At 70.4% G+C, this 17,572-nt stretch carries 17 protein-coding genes and 3 pseudogenes; 16 read left to right on the top strand and 4 right to left on the bottom strand.

The window, feature by feature from the left end:
- Positions 1 to 14: 14 nt before the first annotated feature.
- The 5 genes from ACZ7L5_RS20150 to ACZ7L5_RS20170 all read left to right on the top strand — a co-directional run bounded on the left by ACZ7L5_RS20150 (position 15) and on the right by ACZ7L5_RS20170 (position 4,670).
- Entirely contained in the window at positions 15 to 1,091 is a 1,077-nt protein-coding gene (locus ACZ7L5_RS20150) for a sugar kinase (RefSeq protein WP_471518185.1), read from the top strand.
- Positions 1,088 to 1,864 carry an IclR family transcriptional regulator gene (locus ACZ7L5_RS20155; protein WP_328879610.1) on the top strand — a complete coding sequence of 259 codons (777 nt, stop codon included), beginning with the start codon at positions 1,088 to 1,090 and terminating at the stop codon, positions 1,862 to 1,864. The genes ACZ7L5_RS20150 and ACZ7L5_RS20155 overlap by 4 nt, the downstream gene beginning before the upstream one ends.
- An 11-nt stretch (positions 1,865 to 1,875) precedes the next feature.
- Positions 1,876 to 2,286 (top strand): RidA family protein, encoded by a 411-nt coding sequence (locus tag ACZ7L5_RS20160; protein WP_471518186.1) that lies wholly within the window; start codon positions 1,876 to 1,878, stop codon positions 2,284 to 2,286.
- A 126-nt stretch (positions 2,287 to 2,412) separates the two neighbouring features.
- Entirely contained in the window at positions 2,413 to 3,891 is a 1,479-nt protein-coding gene (locus tag ACZ7L5_RS20165) for a GntP family permease (protein ID WP_365061153.1), read from the top strand.
- Positions 3,892 to 4,028: 137 nt separating this feature from the next.
- Positions 4,029 to 4,670 carry a hypothetical protein gene (locus ACZ7L5_RS20170; protein WP_471518187.1) on the top strand — a complete coding sequence of 214 codons (642 nt, stop codon included), beginning with the start codon at positions 4,029 to 4,031 and terminating at the stop codon, positions 4,668 to 4,670.
- On the opposite strand, the gene ACZ7L5_RS20175 is transcribed toward ACZ7L5_RS20170, so the two are convergent.
- Together ACZ7L5_RS20175 and ACZ7L5_RS20180 are read right to left on the bottom strand one after the other, a co-directional pair.
- On the bottom strand, positions 4,671 to 6,020 hold the full coding sequence (locus ACZ7L5_RS20175) for a M14 family metallopeptidase (protein ID WP_471518188.1): 1,350 nt from the start codon (positions 6,018 to 6,020) through the stop codon (positions 4,671 to 4,673).
- A gap of 504 nt (positions 6,021 to 6,524) precedes the next feature.
- The gene (locus tag ACZ7L5_RS20180) at positions 6,525 to 6,677 is read right to left on the bottom strand and encodes a hypothetical protein (protein ID WP_471518189.1); all 153 of its coding nucleotides are present in this window, start codon (positions 6,675 to 6,677) and stop codon (positions 6,525 to 6,527) included.
- A 33-nt stretch (positions 6,678 to 6,710) separates the two neighbouring features.
- On the opposite strand from ACZ7L5_RS20180, the pseudogene ACZ7L5_RS20185 reads away from it, so the two are divergent.
- The 4 genes and pseudogenes from ACZ7L5_RS20185 to ACZ7L5_RS20200 all read left to right on the top strand — a co-directional run.
- Positions 6,711 to 7,010: pseudogene (locus tag ACZ7L5_RS20185) on the top strand (LuxR C-terminal-related transcriptional regulator); the annotation flags it as partial.
- A gap of 157 nt (positions 7,011 to 7,167) precedes the next feature.
- Positions 7,168 to 8,082 carry an anti-sigma factor RsbA family regulatory protein gene (locus ACZ7L5_RS20190; RefSeq protein WP_471518190.1) on the top strand — a complete coding sequence of 305 codons (915 nt, stop codon included), beginning with the start codon at positions 7,168 to 7,170 and terminating at the stop codon, positions 8,080 to 8,082.
- Between the two features lie 88 nt (positions 8,083 to 8,170).
- Positions 8,171 to 8,477, top strand: a pseudogene (locus ACZ7L5_RS20195) (hypothetical protein).
- A 66-nt stretch (positions 8,478 to 8,543) separates the two neighbouring features.
- Positions 8,544 to 9,863, top strand: a complete 1,320-nt coding sequence (locus ACZ7L5_RS20200) for an Nramp family divalent metal transporter (protein WP_471518191.1) — start codon at positions 8,544 to 8,546, stop codon at positions 9,861 to 9,863.
- 83 nt (positions 9,864 to 9,946) lie between these two features.
- Here ACZ7L5_RS20200 and ACZ7L5_RS20205 read toward each other — a convergent pair.
- Positions 9,947 to 10,045 (bottom strand): annotated as a pseudogene (locus tag ACZ7L5_RS20205) (SigE family RNA polymerase sigma factor); the annotation flags it as partial.
- Between the two features lie 134 nt (positions 10,046 to 10,179).
- Between ACZ7L5_RS20205 and ACZ7L5_RS20210 the strand changes: the two are divergent.
- Positions 10,180 to 10,611, top strand: coding sequence for a hypothetical protein (locus tag ACZ7L5_RS20210; RefSeq protein ID WP_471518192.1), 432 nt, complete (start codon positions 10,180 to 10,182; stop codon positions 10,609 to 10,611).
- A gap of 15 nt (positions 10,612 to 10,626) precedes the next feature.
- Here ACZ7L5_RS20210 and ACZ7L5_RS20215 read toward each other — a convergent pair whose 3' ends face one another.
- Positions 10,627 to 12,309 carry a chitinase gene (locus ACZ7L5_RS20215; protein ID WP_471518193.1) on the bottom strand — a complete coding sequence of 561 codons (1,683 nt, stop codon included), beginning with the start codon at positions 12,307 to 12,309 and terminating at the stop codon, positions 10,627 to 10,629.
- A gap of 275 nt (positions 12,310 to 12,584) precedes the next feature.
- Here ACZ7L5_RS20215 and ACZ7L5_RS20220 point away from each other — a divergent pair, with 275 nt between their 5' ends.
- The 6 genes from ACZ7L5_RS20220 to ACZ7L5_RS20245 all read left to right on the top strand — a co-directional run bounded on the left by ACZ7L5_RS20220 (position 12,585) and on the right by ACZ7L5_RS20245 (position 17,571).
- The gene (locus tag ACZ7L5_RS20220; RefSeq protein ID WP_471518470.1) at positions 12,585 to 13,394 is read left to right on the top strand and encodes a hypothetical protein; all 810 of its coding nucleotides are present in this window, start codon (positions 12,585 to 12,587) and stop codon (positions 13,392 to 13,394) included.
- A gap of 88 nt (positions 13,395 to 13,482) precedes the next feature.
- Complete coding sequence (gene cpaB / locus ACZ7L5_RS20225) at positions 13,483 to 14,190, top strand: Flp pilus assembly protein CpaB (protein ID WP_471518194.1); 708 nt, start codon at positions 13,483 to 13,485, stop codon at positions 14,188 to 14,190.
- A 9-nt stretch (positions 14,191 to 14,199) separates the two neighbouring features.
- Entirely contained in the window at positions 14,200 to 15,462 is a 1,263-nt protein-coding gene (locus ACZ7L5_RS20230; RefSeq protein ID WP_471518195.1) for an AAA family ATPase, read from the top strand.
- A gap of 65 nt (positions 15,463 to 15,527) precedes the next feature.
- Entirely contained in the window at positions 15,528 to 15,848 is a 321-nt protein-coding gene (locus ACZ7L5_RS20235) for a pilus assembly protein (protein WP_467484193.1), read from the top strand.
- 1 nt (position 15,849) lies between these two features.
- A complete protein-coding gene (locus ACZ7L5_RS20240; RefSeq protein ID WP_362380779.1) occupies positions 15,850 to 16,221 on the top strand; it encodes a TadE/TadG family type IV pilus assembly protein in 372 nt (123 codons plus the stop codon).
- Positions 16,222 to 16,233: 12 nt separating this feature from the next.
- Positions 16,234 to 17,571, top strand: coding sequence for a CpaF family protein (locus tag ACZ7L5_RS20245; protein WP_471518196.1), 1,338 nt, complete (start codon positions 16,234 to 16,236; stop codon positions 17,569 to 17,571).
- Position 17,572 lies beyond the last annotated feature (1 nt).

The raw sequence follows: 17,572 nt of genomic DNA on the forward strand, positions 1-17,572 counted from the left end.
GAGCTACGACGATCGTGACTGTCACCGGACCCTGCAATGCCCTCGACGTCGTGGACGTTGTCGCGCTCGGCGAGTCCATGGTCACGTTCCTGCCGACGCGGCCGGGGCGCCTCGCCGACGTGCCGTCGTTCGAGCGGGCGATCGGGGGCGCGGAGTCGAACGTCGCGTGCGGGCTCGCCGCCGCGGGGCATGCCGTGCGGTGGGTCAGCCGGGTCGGCGCCGACGGGTTCGGCGACCATCTCGTCGAGGCGATCCGGGAGTACGGCGTCGACGTCTCGGCCGTGCGCCGGGACCCGGTGCGTCCGACGGGCGTGTACTTCCGCACCGCGGGCGACCGGGCCACGGACGCGCACGAGGTGGCGTACTACCGGGCGGGCTCCGCGGCATCCGCGATGTCCACGGCGAACGTGGACCTCGCGGCGGTGCGGGCCGGACGGGTGCTGCACCTCTCGGGAATCACGGCGGCACTGTCGGACGCCTGCCTCGCCCTGCTGAGGGAACTCGTCGACGGCCCGCGCGCCGACGGCCCCCTCGTCTCCTTCGACGTCAACTACCGCCCGGGCCTGTGGCACACCAGCGACGGCCCCCACGTCCTCCTGGACCTGGCCCGCACCTGCGACGTGGTCTTCGTGGGCACCGACGAGGCAGAGGCGGCCTGGGGCGTCACCGGCGGCCCGGAGGCGATCCGCGCACTGCTGCCGGAGCCGAGCGTCCTGGTCGTGAAGGACGGGGCGCGGGGGGCGACGGCGTTCGAGCGCGCGGCGGTGAACGCGGCGCGGTCCGAGTCGACGACCACCTTCGTGCCCGCCCTCCACGTCGACGTCGTCGCGGCGGTCGGTGCCGGTGATGCCTTCGCTGCCGGGTTCCTCTCCGGGACCCTGCGGGGGCTCTGCGTTCGGGACCGGTTGCGGCACGGGCACCTGATGGCTGCCGCCGCCCTCGCCGTTCCCGGGGACCTCGCCGCACCGCCCTGCCGGGACCACGCCGACCGGTTGGTGGCCCTGGAGGACGTCGAGTGGGAGAAACTTCGACTCGGCCCCGGCTGGACGCAAGCCACTGAGCGGGCCGTCGAGGAGGTACGTACGCCATGAGCCAGACCGTCGACCGTGCGCTCAGCATCCTGCCGCTGCTCGCCGAAGGTCCCGCCGACCTCGGACAGGTCGCCGACCGGCTGGGTGTGCACAAGTCCACCGCGCTGCGGCTGCTGCGCACCCTGCACGAGCACGGCCTCGTCTACCGCCAGTCCGACCAGCGCTACCGCCTCGGCGCCCGCCTCATCGCCCTCGCGCAGGAGGCCATGGAGAACCTCGACATCCGCGAGATCGCCCACCCCCACCTGGCCCGTCTCAACGAGCAGTGCGGGCACACCGTCCACCTCGCCGTGTACGAGGAGGACGAGGTGCTGTACATCGACAAGGTCGAGAGCCGGTACCCGGTGCGCATGTACTCGCGGATCGGCAAGCCCGTCGCCATCACCGTCGCCGCCGTGGCGAAGCTGCTGCTCGCCGACCGGCCCGAGCACGAGCGCCGCGCCCTCGCGGAGAAGCTCGACTACCCCATGTACACGGCCCGTTCCACCCCCAACGCCCCCGCCTTCCTGCGGGAGTTGGAAAAGGTGCGCGAACAGGGCTGGGCCACCGACCTCGGTGGCCACGAGGAGTCCATCAACTGCGTCGCCGCACCGATCCGCGGCGCCGACGGCCGTGTCGTCGCCGCGATGTCGGTCTCCGCGCCCAACGTGGTCGTCACCGCCGACGAACTCCTCACCCTCCTCCCGCTGGTGCGCCGTACGGCGGACGGCATCAGCGGCGAGTACTCCGGCAGAAACCCCGTGCACCCGGCAGCCCCCCGACAAGGACCGTAAGGACACCCCGCATGACCGAGAAGATCGCACTCACCCCGAAGACCCACACCACCCCGCCCGCGAAGTTCTCGCACGGCGTCAGGAAGGGGAACGTCCTCCAGGTCGCCGGGCAGGTCGGATTCCTCCCCGCGGTCGAGGGCCAGGCCCCGACGCCCGCGGGCCCCACCCTGCGCGAGCAGACCCTCCAGACCCTCGCCAACGTCAAGGCGATCCTGGAGGAGGGCGGCGCCTCCTGGGACGACGTGATGATGATCCGCGTCTATCTGACGGACGTGGACCACTTCGCCGAGATGAACGAGATCTACAACACCTACTTCGAGGAGCAGGGCCTGACCCAGCCGCCCGCCGCCCGCACGACGGTGTACGTCGGCCTGCCGGCGGGCCTGCTCATCGAGATCGACGCGCTGGCCGTACTCGGCTGACGCCCGAAGCACCTCCCGCACGCCGCACAACGGCATGGCGTCCGTCATCCCCCCGGGACGCCATGCCGCGATCCTCCCTGCCCGAAAGCCGTATGTACTTACCCAGAGGACCCCCAATTGTCCCCGATATCCTTCCCCCTGGCCGCGTCGGCCCCCGCCGAGACACCACCCCACACCGGCGGCCTGCTCCTCCTCATCGACGGCACGGCCGGACTGCTCACCGTCGCCGCCATCGGTATCGCGCTCCTGCTCTTCCTGATCATCAAGACGCGCCTGCAGCCCTTCGTGGCGCTTCTCGCCGTCTCCATAGCCGTCGGCCTGATGGCGGGTCTGTCGGTGACCGAACTCTTCGGTACCGTCCAGCGGTCGGACGCCGTGTCCACCATCGAGTCCGGCATGGGCGGCATCCTCGGCCATGTCGCGATCATCATCGGCCTGGGCACCATGCTCGGCGCGATCCTCGAAGTCAGCGGCGGCGCAGAGGTGCTGGCGTCCCGTCTGCTCAACCTCTTCGGCGAGAAACGAGCCCCTCTCGCCATGGGCCTCACCGGCCTGATCTTCGGCATACCGGTCTTCTTCGACGTCGGCATCTTCGTGCTCGCGCCGATCGTGTACGCCGCCGCCAAGCGCTCCGGGAAGTCCATCCTTCTCTACTGCCTGCCGCTGCTCGCCGGCCTGTCGATGACCCACGCCTTCCTGCCCCCGCACCCCGGTCCGGTCGCGGCGGCCGGTCTGCTCCACGTCCAGCTGGGCTGGGTCCTCCTCATGGGCATCATCTGCGGCATCCCGGCGGTAGTGGCCGCGTGGGTCTTCTCGGCGTGGATCGGCAAGCGCATCTTCGTCGCCGTGCCGCAGGACATGGTCGAGGCGGCGGCCGAGGCGAAGCAGGCGGTCATCGACGAGCAGCGTGCGTCCGGGGTCGAGCCCCGGGAGACGCCCGTACCGCTCGGCACCGTCCTCGGCATCATCGGTACGCCGCTGGTGCTGATCCTGGCCGCCACGTTCTCCTCGATCGCCCTGGACCCCTCCACCACCCGCTCGGTGATCGAGTTCTTCGGCAACCCGTTCGTGGCCCTCACGATCGCCCTGCTCCTGGCCTACTACCTGCTGGGCATCCGTCGCGGCTGGTCCCGCAAGTCCCTGGAGACGGTGTCGACTTCCTCGCTCAAGCCGGTCGGCAACATCCTCCTGGTCGTCGGCGCGGGCGGTGTCTTCGGCGCCGTCCTCAAGGCCAGCGGCGTCGCCCAGGCCCTCTCCGACACCTTCAACGACGTCGGCCTCCCCGTGCTCGTCCTGGCCTACCTGATCTCGCTGGTCCTGCGGGTGGCCCAGGGTTCGGCGACGGTCGCGATCGTCACGACGGCCGGCATCGTCGCCCCCCTGCTCACCGAGGGCGATCACTCCCAGCCCTTCGTCGCCCTCGTCATCATGGCCATCTCGGCCGGCTCGATCTTCGCCTCCCACGTCAACGACGGAGGCTTCTGGATCGTCGCCAAGTACTTCGGCATCACCGAGCGGGACACGTTGAAGACGTGGACGGTGCTGGAGAGTGTGCTGTCGGTCGCCGGGTTCGTGGTGGCGGCGGTGCTGAGTCTGTTCGTCTAGCGGGGCGTTCGCCCGGCGGTGCGGAAAAGTCGGCGGCCCCTGCTGCGCTGGTGGGGGCCGCTCGCATGTGAATCTTCCGGTAACGATGCGGGGGCTGGTTGCGCGGGACACAGGGTTGTCGACCATACTGCTCCGCTGTGGAGCAGCGCATAGGTTCAGGCAGCCAGCCCCTGGAAGGCGCCGGGTTCGACCCGGCCTTCATCCCCGGGCTCACGTCACCCGCGTCCGCCAAGCCGGAAGGCGTGAAGGAGAAGGACGCGGCCGAGGAGGCCGCTTCCGGCGTGACGGACTCCGAGGAGACGGAAGCCGAGGTGAGGGACCCCAAGGAGACGGATCCCGAAGCCGCCGACGAGGCCGAGGCGGACGTCGACGACAGGGCCGAAGAGGACGACTGGGCCGAAGAGGACGACGAGGACGCCCCTGTCGACGGACCCGTCTTCGAGGCCGCCGACCGCCGGGCCCGCATCGTCGTCGACCACAAGGGCGTACGGCTCTCCCTGGACGACCAGAAGTGCGAGTTCCACTGGGACGAGATCGGCGCGATCGAGACGGAGGCCCCGCGCTTCGGGAAGCGATACACCGTCACGGTGCACACTCCTGACCGCCGCTGGTACCCGATCGAGATCGAGGCGACGGCCAGGAGCCGATTCAAGGAGTGGGACGAGCAGCTGGACGCGGTCCTCGACGCCTACTTCGAAGACGGGGACGCCAAGGAGGCGGACGCCGTCGAGGATGCTGACGTCAAGGATGCGGACGTCGAGGAAGCCGACGCCAAGTAGCTAGCTGCAGTACTGGGCTTCCTTTCCGATCGACCGGTACATGCAGTCGGAGTTCTCCAGCAGCTGCAGCACCGCATCCCTGTTCCGGGACGTCTCCCGCTCGATCACCTCGTCGGGCGGGTAGAAGCCCCCGCCACCGGAGCGCGGGTACATCTCGAAGGTGTACGCGAAGATCTTCTGGTTGCCCCACAGCCAGTCGTCGATCGACCCGTCGGTGATGTACAGGTCACTGGCCTGCTCGGCCGTATAGCCGTTGCTGGCCGCCATCTTCTGCCCGACGGCCGCGAACGCGTTCCGGTCGTCGGCCGTCATCCCGGTCGTGGTGTCGGAGTACGTGTACCCGAACGGCCACAGCACCAGCTCGCTGTACGTGTGGAAGTCGACCCCGGCCTTGATTTGCTGCACGCCGCCGACGACCCGGCTGCGCACGAAGTTGGCGACGACCTTGACCTCCGGCGCCGACTCGGCGGACGCGCCCCGGTAGGTGTCCGAGGACGCCGACCCCGACGAACCGCCGCAGCAGCCCCACCGGTAGGCCCAGTTCCGGTTGAGGTCGGTCCCGACCGCCGACGAGCCCGAGTTGGGCTGCCGGTTCTTGCGCCACGACCGGTACGAGCCGGTGGCGATGTCGTACTCGCCGCCGTCCGGGTTGAGGTCCGGCACGATCCAGATCTCGCGGTTGTTCACCATGCTGGTGACCCGGGAGTCGCTGCCGTAGTCGGAGGTCAGCTCGCGCAGCAGGTAGAGCGCCATCTCGACGGTGAGGTGCTCACGGGCGTGCTGATGGTGCGTGAAGAGCACCTCGGGCTCGGCCTCGTCGCTCGCCACGTTGTCGCTGATCTTGATGGCGACGATGTTCCGGCCCTGGTAGGAAGTGCCGATGACACGCTGGCTCGCGATGGAGGAGTTGGCCGAGACGAGCGAGTTGATCTCGCTCGTCATCTCCGCGTAGTTGTGGTAGCGCGAGTCACCGGACGGGAAGTCGTACAGGCGGACGTCGTCCTCGCCGGCGGACCGGTCGGGGACCGCGCCGAGCGGGGTGACGTCGTAGCCGAGCGCCTTCAGCTTCTTGATCTGGTCCGCCCGGCCGGAGACGACGACGCCGTGGGAATCGGCCTCGTCCACGGTCACGCCGGCCTGCTGAAGCGCCGTGCGGTCCTTGGCGGTGGAGTGGATGTGGACCTCGTACTGCCGGATGTCGTCGGCCGTGGGGGCCGGCTTGGCGTCGCTGTCGGCGTTGGCGGACACGTTCGCCGACAGGGGAGCGGCGAGTGCGAGGGCGAGCAGCGCGGCGAGAGCGGCGGAACGTCTGCCGCTGCGGCCGCCTGAGCCGCGGATGCGAAGTCGCATGAATTCTCCTTGTGGGAGTGGGGGGTGGGGTTCAGTGCGACGTACGGACGTGGTGCGGGTGGGGCGTCGCTCATCGTCCGGCGGTGGCATGGACAGGTCAAGGGTGACACTCCGGTTGGCGGCGTGAACCACCCGAAAATCAGCCGCGCAGTGTACGCGGGCCGGTTGGGCCCGGAGCGGTCCCGCGCGAAGTCCACCCGGCGGTGTGATCCGGGTGTGCGTGCCGGCTCGGGGGCGGGGGAGGGTGAGGTTCCGCGCAAGGGGGGAGCGGCGGGAGCGGCGGCATGGCGGGGACCGGCGCACCCGCCGGCTCCCCGACTCCCTTGCCGTCGACTCCCGGACTCCCCGGTTCCCTTCGACACCCCCCACAGGAACGGCTGATCATGAGCGGATCAGCGCCACGACGGGATCACCATCTGCCGGTCGAGACGACCAGCTTCGTCGACCGGCGCGGTGACCTCGCGGCCGGCCGCGAGCTGCCGGCCAGGACCCGGCTGGTCACGCTCACCGGGCCCGGCGGCGTCGGCAACCCGCCTCGCCGCACGGATCGCGGCCGGAGTGCGGCGCACCTTCCCGGACGGCGTGCGTTTCGTGCACCTCTCCGGCCTGGACGACCCGGCGCTCGTCCCGCTCGCCGCCGCCGCGCTCGACCTGCACGACCACTCCGCGCAGCCGCCGCTGCGCGCGCTGGTGGAACAGCGAGACCCGGGCCCGCGAGGAGCTGGGCCCAGCCGGCTTCCGTCGGGCGTACGAACGTGGTCTCGGCCTCGACCTCGCGGAGACCGTCGACTACGCCCTGCAGGACCGCAGCCGGCCGCTCCGGCCCACCGGGCCCGGCGAGCCGAACGCCGGCCGTCCCGGATCCCCCGGGCCACGACCGGCCTCCGTCTCACCCACCGCGAGAGCGAGGCCGCCGAACTCGTCGCCCAGGGACTCGCCAACCAGCAGATCGCCGACCGTCTGGTCCTCGCCCGCCGCACCGCCGAGGGCCATGTGGAACGCATCCTCGGCAAGCTCGGCTTCAGCAACCGCAGCCAGATCGCGGCCTGGGTGGCGGCCCAACGCGGAGACGCCCGGCCGACGGGCCCCCTGGCACCCTCGTCCCGACAATTAGCCCCGACTGCCAGCCCCGAGGAGAGCGCACCCCATGACCGACCAACCGGCTCCACCCCACAGCCACTTCGACCACCGCATGGCCGTCTTCGCGGCCGACGACGAGTTCCTCGCCACGGCCCTGCCCTTCCTCACCGAGGCCCTCGCCGCCCCCGGCGAACCCCCGCCCGTCGCCATCGCCGCCCCCGGCAACCTGGACCTCCTGCGCGACGCCCTCGGCAGCGACGCCAAGAGCGTCGGCCTCGTCCCGCACACCGAGTGGTACACCGGCTCCGCCGCCAACGCCGTCGCCCAGGGCGCCGGTTACCTCGCCGCGAACGCCGGCCCCGACGGCCGTATCCATCTGCTCATGGAGCCCGTCTGGGGCGGCCGTGCGGGCCGATCCCCGCGGGAGACCGCCGAGTGGATCCGCTACGAGGCCCTCGCCAACCTGCTCTTCGCCCCGCTCGCGACGACGGCCCTGTGCGCCTACGACGCCCGCGTCGCGGGCCCGGCCATCGTCGCCGCCGCCCGCCGCGCCCACCCCGACACCGACGTGTACGAGGACCCGGCCCGGCTCGCCGCCGAACTCGACGCCGTACCCCTGCCACCGCTTCCCGCCGACGCCGAGCGGTTCTCCGGCCCGGCGCCCACGGATGACGCGGTCCGCGGCTGGGCGGCCGCCCACGGGCTGAGCGCCGCGGACGCGGAGCTGTTCGCGCTGGCCGTCACCGAGGCGGCCGCCGCGCTCGGCCCGCTCGACGGTGCCCTGCTGTGGGGCGACGCCCCGGCATGCGTGTGCGAACTGCGCACGGTCCGCCGCGTGGACGACCCGCTGGCCGGCTTCGTACCACCGGCGAGCGCGGAACTGGAACCCGGGCAGGGGCTGTGGTTCGCCCGGCAGGTGTGCGCGTACGTGGATGTGCGCGACGAGGGGGAGGGGACGAGCGTACGGCTCCAGTACGGATAGCCGGGGCCGGCGGAGCACCCCGGGGGCGACCGGTTGCAGGTATGGAATCGGGTATTCCTCCCCGTGTGCGGTACCCCCGCGCGAGCCACTGTGGAGCCATGCCGCACCAGTACGGCTCGTCGTCCGCGAGGCCCGTGCGGAGGTCCGTCGGCAGCTGGAGGGATGGGGGCTCGCGAACCTCGACGAGCTGGTCGACGTGGCCGAACTGCTGGTGAGCGAGCTGGCCACGAACGCCGTGCGGCACTCGGCGAGCCGCTTCAGGCTCACCCCGTCCGCCGCGCACGGGATCCTGCGCTGCGAGGCGCTGGGGCTGTCACCAGGACGGACCGGGCAAGACCGTATGGTTCGAGCTCGGCGCCTGCGGGTCGGAGGACTGCGGCGCCAAACCCTGGTGAGCACATTGGGTGGAGATCGCGCACGCCCTCTTGTCCCCCCGGCACCTTTGAGATTTCTTGACCCTCATGGCGGACACCACAGGAAACACAGCGGCAGCACAGGTCGGCGAGGCGGAATCCCAGCCGCGCAAGTCCAGTTGGCGGTACATCGGCCCCGGCATCGTCGTCGCCGCGACCGGCGTCGGGGCCGGCGACCTGGTCGCCACCCTCATCGCGGGCAGCAACTTCGGCTACACCCTGCTCTGGGCCGCGATCATCGGCTGTCTGGTCAAGATCTCCCTCGCGGAGGCGGCGGGCCGCTGGCACCTGTCCACCGGCCGCACCCTCTTCGACGGCTGGGCGAGCCTGGGCCGCTGGACCACATGGTTCTTCGCGGTCTACGTCGTGATCTGGGGCTTCGTGTACGGCGCGGCGGCGATGTCGTCGAGTGCACTGCCGCTGCAGGCGCTGTTCCCGAACGTGATGGACCTCGAATGGTGGGCCATCGCCTGTGGTCTGGTCGGCCTGGTCTTCGTCTGGTTCAACAAGTACTCCGTCTTCGAGAAGGTCATGACGGTCCTGGTGGGCGTCATGTTCGTGGTGACGGTGTACCTGGCGATCCGCGTCACGCCCAACCTCGGCGAGGCCTTCGCGGGCCTGCTGCCCGTCCTGCCCGACGAGAAGGACTCGATCCTCAACACCCTCGGCCTCATCGGCGGCGTCGGCGGCACCATCACCCTTGCCGCGTACGGCTACTGGGTCAACGCGAAGGGCTGGACGAACACCGGCTGGATGAAGGTCATGCGGCTGGACAATCGCGTCGCCTACGCCACCACCGGCATCTTCGTCATTTCGATGCTGTTCGTCGGCGCCGAGCTGCTGCACTCCGCGAACATCGCGATCGCCAGCGGCGACAAGGGCCTGATCCAGCTCGGCGACATCCTGGAGGACGAATACGGCACGGCGACGGCCAAGTTCTTCCTGATCGGCTTCTTCGCCACCTCCTTCACCTCCCTCATCGGCGTCTGGCACGGCGTGAGCCTGATGTTCGCGGACTTCGTGTCCCGCTACCGCACCGGTGAGGCCCTCAAGGGCGAGGAGGTCGCCTCGGGCCAGCGGGAGCGCTCCTGGTCCTTCCGCGCCTACCTGCTGTGGCTGACCTTCCCGCCCATCGTCCTGCTCTTCCAGGGCGAACCCTTCCGCCTGATCATCATCTACGGCGTGCTGGGCGCGGCCTTCCTGCCCTTCCTCGCCGGCACGCTGATCTGGCTCCTCAACTCCTCCCGCACCCCGGCCCAGTGGCGCAACGGGCCACTCAGCAACGCCATGCTGGCCGTCGCGGGCCTGCTGTTCCTGGTGCTGTGCGTGAAGCAGGTCTGGGACCAGCCGTGGGCGGACTTCTTCTAGCGGAAGTCGTCCCACCGCGGGCTGAGGGCGATCTCCCGTAGCTGCTTCTCGGTCAGGGCGGGGGTCTCGCGGCTCGGGGCGTCGTGCTGGGTCCCGGCGGTCAGCAGACAGGCGGACCGGTACAGAGGCCCGGCCCTGGCCACCGCGAACTCCGCGTACTCGTCCACGCGGGCCTGTCTCATGCCGTCCCCCTGCTGGTGCGTGCCGGCCGTCGGTGAGGCCCTCACTTCACTGATGCGGCGGGGCAGGGAGAATGTTTCACCGCAGCGCCGAGAAGTGCACAGCCAGGGCAAGGACAGGACCGAGGACCCGACGGATGACCGAGCAGCCACCCCCACCGCCCGTGCCGGGCTTCGGTCCGCCCCCACCGCAGTTCGCGCCGCAGTACCCGCCCGCGCAGCCCCCGTACGCCCCGGTCCCGGGGCAGCCGGTGCCGCCCCAGCCGGTGCCGCCCCAGCCTGTTCCGGCCGGCCCTGAGTTCCTGGCCGTGGACAAGCGCAACGCGGTCGTTGTCGACGCCTCCGGTGTCGTCTTCGAGATGTCCGGCCTCACGATCGAGTTCCGCTGGCCCGAGATCCGCGGCGTCCACTACAAGGCGAGCCCCGACGGCAAGGCCCTGATGGTCGCCGTGGTCCACATGGACGGCCGGTTCTACGAGTGCGTGGTGGAGGCCAAGCCCAGGACGCGGCTGCAGGAGTGGTTCCCGCAGCTGGCCTGGGTACTTGGCCACTACCGGCCGATGGGGTGACGGCGTCCGGCGCTGCTACGGCAGCCCGTGGACGTGCGGCCCCACCGCGTTCGACCAGGCGTTGCCCGCCGTCGCGTCCCAGTTCGTCGACCAGGTCATCGCGCCCCGCAGGTCCGGATACGTCCGCGACGGCTTGAACGAGCCGCAGTTCGTGCCCTTGGCCAGGCAGTCCAGGGCGTTGTTCACCACGGACGGCGCCACGTACCCGCTGCCCGCGCCCCGCGTCGACGCCGGCAGGCCCAGACCCACCTGGGACGGGGCGAGGCCGCCCTCCAGCTGGATGCAGGCCAGGGCGGTCAGGAAGTCCACCGAGCCCTGGCTGTAGACCTTGCCGTCGCAGCCCAGCATCGAACCGCTGTTGTAGTACTGCATGTTGACGACCGTGAGGATGTCCTTGACGTTCAGCGCGGTCTGGAAGTACGAGTTGGACGTCGACTGCATGTCGATGGTCTGCGGTGCCATCGTGATGATCAGGGACGAGCCCGCCTTGGCCGACAGCGACCGCAGGGCCTGCGTCATGTAGGTGGCGTTGAGGCCGTTCTCCAGGTCGATGTCGACGCCGTCGAAGCCGTACGTCTGCATCAGGGAGTACACGGAGTTCGCGAAGTTCGTCGCCGACGTGGCGTCGTTCACCGCGACCGTGCCGCGCTCGCCGCCCACCGAGACGATGACCTTCTTCCCGGCCGTCTGCTTGGCCCGGATGTCGGCCTTGAACTGGTCGACGGTGTAGCCGCCCAGTCCTGCCGAGTCCAGGTTGAAGGTCACCGCGCCCGGCGTCGAGGTCGCGTCCGCGAAGGCGACGGCGATGATGTCGTACTGGGACTGCACGTCGGCGAGCTTCTGGACCGTGGCGCCGTTGTTGAAGTTCTGCCAATAGCCGGTCACCGCGTGCTTGGGGAGGGCGGGGCCCGGCCCGGTCGGGTTGTTCGTCGTGCCTGTGACGGCGGCCGACTTCGGTGACTCACCGGCCGCGTTGGTGGCCGTGACCTGGAAGGAGTACGACGTCGAGGCCGCGAGTCCGGTCACGGTCGCGGAGGTGCCGGTGACCGCGGCGACCTTGGTGCCGCTCCGGTAGACGTTGTAGCCGGTCGCCCCCGAGACGGTGTTCCAGGCCAGGGAGACCGACGAGGAGGTCGTGCCCGACACCGAGAGCCCGCTCGGCGCCCCGGGGACCGTCGGCGAGGGGTCGGTGCCCCCGCCGCCGTCGGGGCCGTACACCGACACGTCGTCCGCGTAGTACGCGGCCTGTCCGTACCACCCGTGCGTGTAGAGGGTCACAGAGGTCGTCGAGGAGCCGGTGCTGAAGGTGGTCGACAGCTGCTTCCACGACGCCGAGTCCGGCGTCCAGGTCGACACGTCCGTCGTGCCCGTGCCGGTGACGCCGAGGTAGGTGTAGCCGCCCTGCACCCAGGCGCTCAGCGTGTACGTCGAGTTGGGCTTCACGGCCACCGTCTGGCTGCACCGGGCGTTGTCCTGCCCGGCCGGTGTCGCCTTCAGCGCGGTCGAGCCGCCGTGCACCGGTGCGGAGACGGTCGTCCCGCTGTTCGCGGAACACGTCCAGTTGCTCAGGCCGGACTCGAAGCCGGCGTTCTTGGCGTTGTTGACGTCCGCGGCGGACGCGTGACCCGCGCCGATGAAGGTGAGGGAGAGGGCGGAGGCGAGGGCTGCCGCCCACAGACGGGCTCTGTGTATGAACATGTCAACCAAGTTGGTCCAGACCAATCCGGCTGTCAAGGGGTTCTGGTCGTGGAGCATTGGTGTGCGTGACCTGCCCCGTTTTGGCGTGAGTTGTGCGCGGTGAGTTCCTTCCCGGCTACAGAAAGGCTGTTCTCCGGTCATCAAGCCGTGGATACAGTGCTGAGATAGTCACGCAATGAAGTCATCTCGGTGCACCGGAGTAACACCCGTGCACCGGACCGGGCGGGAACGGGGAGCTGCGCGTGCCAACTGCCATTGCCGTGACCAGTGCCGACATGGCGCTGCCGGCGCAGGACGAGCGAACCGTGCCCGCCGTCGTGCTCCAGGACCTCGACCGGGAGCCCCTGGAACGGTCGTTGGCGGGCATGCAGACGCTGATCGAGCAGCACGGGCATGTCGTGGTCGTCTGCTCGCAGGCCGTTCCCCGCGGCGTCCAGCAGCGACTGCACACCGTACGGTCCCTGTTGGAGAGCGACCGCATCGCCGTGTTCCGCCCCGAACTGCCCCCGCTCGGACTCGCCGTCCTCGCCCGCCAGTTGCGGCAGCTGGCCTCCTGCGACCTCAGCCCCGGAGTCCTCGCCTCGGCCGGCCGGCTGCTCACCCACTACCTCCACGCCGGAGCCCTCCTCGGCTCCGTAGCCAAGCTGGACCGCGTCCCCGTGGACCTCAAGTCGCACGCCAAGTCCTGGATGCCCGGCAGCCAGTTCGGCGTCCTCGCCCACCCGGCCCCACACCTCGTCCGCATCGCCCCCGGAATCACCCTCCCCGGCCCGGAGTTCGGCACCTCGATGCTGGTCGCCCAGGGCCAGCTCCAGTCCGACTGGGTCACCGCCGGCCTGGCCAAGTCCTGGAACGCCCAGGGCCTGAGAGAGGTGGTCCTGCCCGCCGAGTCGACGGCCTGGTGGGGGACGGCCAAGCTGATCGAGTTCTGCGCCTTTCTGCCCGAGCTGTCGGTGCTCTACCAGCTCGTCACCTCCGTACGGCAGAACTCCTGTCACTGGTGCGGCATCGACGTCATCGGCGATCGCTGCGTCTTCTGCTCCGCCACCCCGCCCACCCACGAGCAACCGGCCCGCGCGGGCTGACCGGGACAGGCCGTTCACGGCAGCCCGACCCGACCGAACCCACTCCGACCGCACCCGACCGATTCCCCCAATGAGGTTGCACGGTTTCATGAACTCCCGTCAGCGCCGCGGCGTGATACTCCTGCTCCTGTCGGTCGTCTGCGCCCTCGGCGCCTTCGCCGGTGTCCTGTCCGTCATCAACGACGTGAAGTCCAAGGTCGGGCCAGAGGTCACCGCGTACCGGCTCAAGCGGAACGTGGATCCCTACACCCCGCTCAGCGCGGGCCAGTTCGAGAAGATCGAGATGCCCGAGCGGTGGCTCTCCGACAACGCGGTCACCAGCCTCCGCGAGATCCAGGGCAAGATCGCCGTCACCAGACTGCTCGAGGGCTCCCTGCTGCAGAGCGACATGATCGTCGACCAGCCCGCCCTCCAGCAGGGCGAGCAGGAACTCGCCATCATGATCGACGCGGCGACGGGCGTGGCCGGCAAGATCACCCCGGGCTCCACGGTCAACGTCTACGCCACCTTCGAGGGGCAGCGCGACGGCGACCCCGACCAGTCCAAGCTCATCGTCGAGAACGCCCGCGTCATCGACGTGGGCAAGCTGACCTCCCTGCGCCCCGACGCGGACGACCGGGACCGGCAGTCCACCGAGGCCGTCCCGATCACCTTCGCCCTGCGGACCGTCGACGCCCAGCGCATCACGTACGCCGAGTCCTTCGCCGACGAGGTCCGGCTCGCCCTGGTGGCACCCGGCGCCGACTCCGACATCTCCGCGACGGACCGCACCTACGAACTCGCCAAGGACAAGTGAGAGGCCCCCATGCCCACGAGGATCCTCCCGGCCGTCGGCGACGCGGACGCGGTCCGGTCCCTCACGACCCTTCTCAGCCAGCTCCCCGACGCCGAGCCGGTCGCCCCGGTCACCGACTCCACCCAACTCGTCGACACCCTCGCGCGCCTGGCCGCCGAGTCCATCGACGAACTGCCCGAGGTCGTCGTCGTCCACGAGCGCATCGGCCCCGTCCCGGCCCTGGAGCTCATCCGCGAGGTCGCCCTGCGCTTCCCGGCGGTGGGCGTCATCCTCGTGACGTCCGACGCGAGCCCCGGTCTCTTCCAGGCCGCCATGGACTACGGCGCCCGGGGCCTGGTCGCCCTGCCGCTGCACTACGAGGAGCTGGCAAGCCGCGTCCACGCGGTCGCCCAGTGGTCGGTGGGCGTACGGCGGCATCTGGGCGCCGGCGGCGATGTGTTCAGCGGCGTCGGCGGCACCGTCGTGACGGTGAGCGGCGCGAAGGGAGGCGTGGGCGCCACCCTCACCGCCGTTCAACTGGCCCTCGCGGCCCAGGCGTCCGGCCGTAGCACCGCCCTGCTCGACATGGACCTCCAGACCGGCGACATCGCCTCCTACCTGGACATCCAGTTCCGCCGCTCGATCGTCGACCTCGCCGCCATCAGCGACATCACGCCCCGCGTGCTGGCGGACGCGGTGTTCCGGCACGACACGGGGGTGGCGCTGCTGCTCGCCCCCGGCGACGGCGAACGCGGCGAGGAGGTCACCGACCGCGCCGCCCGCCACGTCGTCACCGCCCTGCGCTCCCGCTACGAGGTCGTCGTCGTCGACTGCGGCGCCCAGCTGAGCGGCGCGAGCGCGGCAGCCGTGGAGATGGCCGACACTGCCCTCCTCGTCACCACCCCGGACGTGGTCGCGGTGCGCGGCGCCAAGCGCACGGTCCGGATGTGGGACCGCCTCCAGATCCGGAAGGCGGAGGAGACCATGATCGTCGTCAACCGGCACTCGCGCGGTACGGAGATCCAGCCCGCCCTGATCCAGCGGATCACCGGCACGTCGGTCGCGGCCACCGCGATCCCGGCCAACTTCAAGGAACTCCAGGGCGCGGTCGACGCCGGCCGGGTCCACGAGCTGGACAACAGGGGGACGGTCAAGCAGGCCATGTGGGCGCTCGCGGGGGAACTGGGCCTGGTCAAGGGCACCGAGGCAAGCGCACAGCGCCGGGGTGGCCGGGCGCGGGGCGGGGACCGGGCGGCGCTGACGTTCCGGCGCCGGAAGGAGATCGGGAGGTGAAGGGGCGGGGGACCAAGGGCCGGCTCGGGGACGACCGGGGGCAGGTGAGCGTCGAGTTCCTCGGCATGACCCCGCTGATCATCCTGACGCTGGTGCTGCTGTGGCAGTGCGTGCTGCTGGGGTACACGTTCACGCTCGCGGGGAATGCTGCGGACGAGGCGGCGCGGGCTGCGACGGCGTCGGAGGGGCAGTCGGCCTGCGCGGAAGCGGGGCTCCAACACCTTCCGGACTCATGGCAGGGGGGCGCCACCGTGGAGTGCGACGCGAACGGCGACTTCGTCACCGCCGACGTGACCCTCCAGGTGCCCGTCCTCTTCCCCGGCGCCATCGGCTTCCCGTTCACGGTCGAGGGCCACGCGGGGGCCGTGCAGGAGGAGAAGGACTGAGATGTCGTACCGGCTCTTCCCCCGCCGCGCGGGCCGCGACCGTGGTCAGGTCGCCATCGAGTACCTCGGGTTCATCCCGATCCTGATCCTCGTCGCCATGGCCGGCATCCAGGTCGGGCTCATCGCCTACACCGCCCAGCAGGCCGGTACGGCGGCCAGGGCGGGGGCGCGGGCCGCCTCGCTCGAACCCGGTGCCGCCCAGGAAGGGTGCCAGAACGCGGTCAGCGGCTGGCTCGCCGACGGGACCGACTGCTCGGAGGCGGCCGGCGGCGACGAGGTCACCGTCACGGCCACCGTCGAGATCCCGTCGATCGTCCCCGGCTGGAACTTCGACCCCGCCCAGAAGACCGCGACCATGCCGCTCGACCACTGAACGAGGATCCACATGAGCCTGAGGTCACGCATCAACGCCCCGGAGGAGAACGCCGGCCGGGGCGAGGACGGTCATCTGGTCGCCTCGTACCGGGCCAAGCTCCTTGAGGAGATCGACCTCGCGGAGATGAGCTCGCTGGCGGCGGCCGAGCGCAGGGCCCGCCTGGAACGAGTCCTCGGGCACATCATCAGCCGTGAGGGCCCCGTCCTTTCGACGGTCGAGCGCTCGCAGCTGATCCGCCGAGTCGTCGACGAGGCACTCGGCCTGGGCATCCTGGAACCGCTGCTCGAAGACGCGTCGATCACCGAGATCATGGTGAACGGTCCGGACGCGATCTTCGTCGAACGAGGCGGCCGCGTCGAGCAGTTGCCGCTCCGCTTCCCCTCCCACGACCAGCTGATGCAGACCATCGAGCGGATCGTCTCAACGGTGAACCGGCGCGTCGACGAGTCGAATCCGATGGTGGATGCGCGCCTGCCGTCCGGTGAGCGCGTGAACGTCATCATCCCGCCGCTGTCCCTGACCGGCGCGACCCTGACGATCCGCCGCTTCCCCCGCTCCTTCACCCTGCACGAGATGACCGGCCTCGGCTCGCTCGACGAGCCCATGGTGTATCTGCTGGCCGGGCTGGTGCAGGCGAAGTTCAACATCATCGTCTCGGGTGCGACGGGCACCGGCAAGACGACGCTGCTCAACGCGCTGTCGGGCCTGATCCCCGAGTCCGAACGCATCATCACCATCGAGGACTCGGCCGAACTCCAGCTCCAGCAAAGCCACGTCATCCGGCTGGAGTCCCGCCCGCCGAACGTCGAGGGCAAGGGCCAGGTCAGCATCCGGGACCTGGTCCGCAACTCCCTGCGGATGCGCCCCGACCGCATCGTCGTCGGTGAGGTCCGCGGCGGCGAGTCCCTCGACATGCTCCAGGCGATGTCCACGGGTCACGACGGCTCCCTCGCCACCGTCCACGCCAACAGCGCCGAGGACGCCCTGATGCGGCTGAAGACCCTCGCGTCCATGTCCGACGTGTCGGTCCCCTTCGAGGCGCTGCACGACCAGATCAACAGTGCGGTCGACGTGATCATCCAGCTGACCCGGTTCCCGGACGGCGCCCGCAGGATCACCGAGATCGCGATCCTGGACAGCCACGGGGCGGAGCCGTACCGGCTGGCCACGGTGGCCCGCTTCCACGCCCAGCCCATGACGCCGGACGGCCGCGTCCACGGCGCCTTCGCGTACTTCCCCCTCCCGCGCCGCACCGCCGACCGCCTCTACATGGCGAGCCAGCCGATACCCCAGGCCTTCGGCGTCGCCCAGTCCCCGCTCGAGCTCGCCACCCGAGAAGCCAGGTAGG

It is taken from the genome of Streptomyces sp. NPDC107528 (assembly GCF_055639295.1).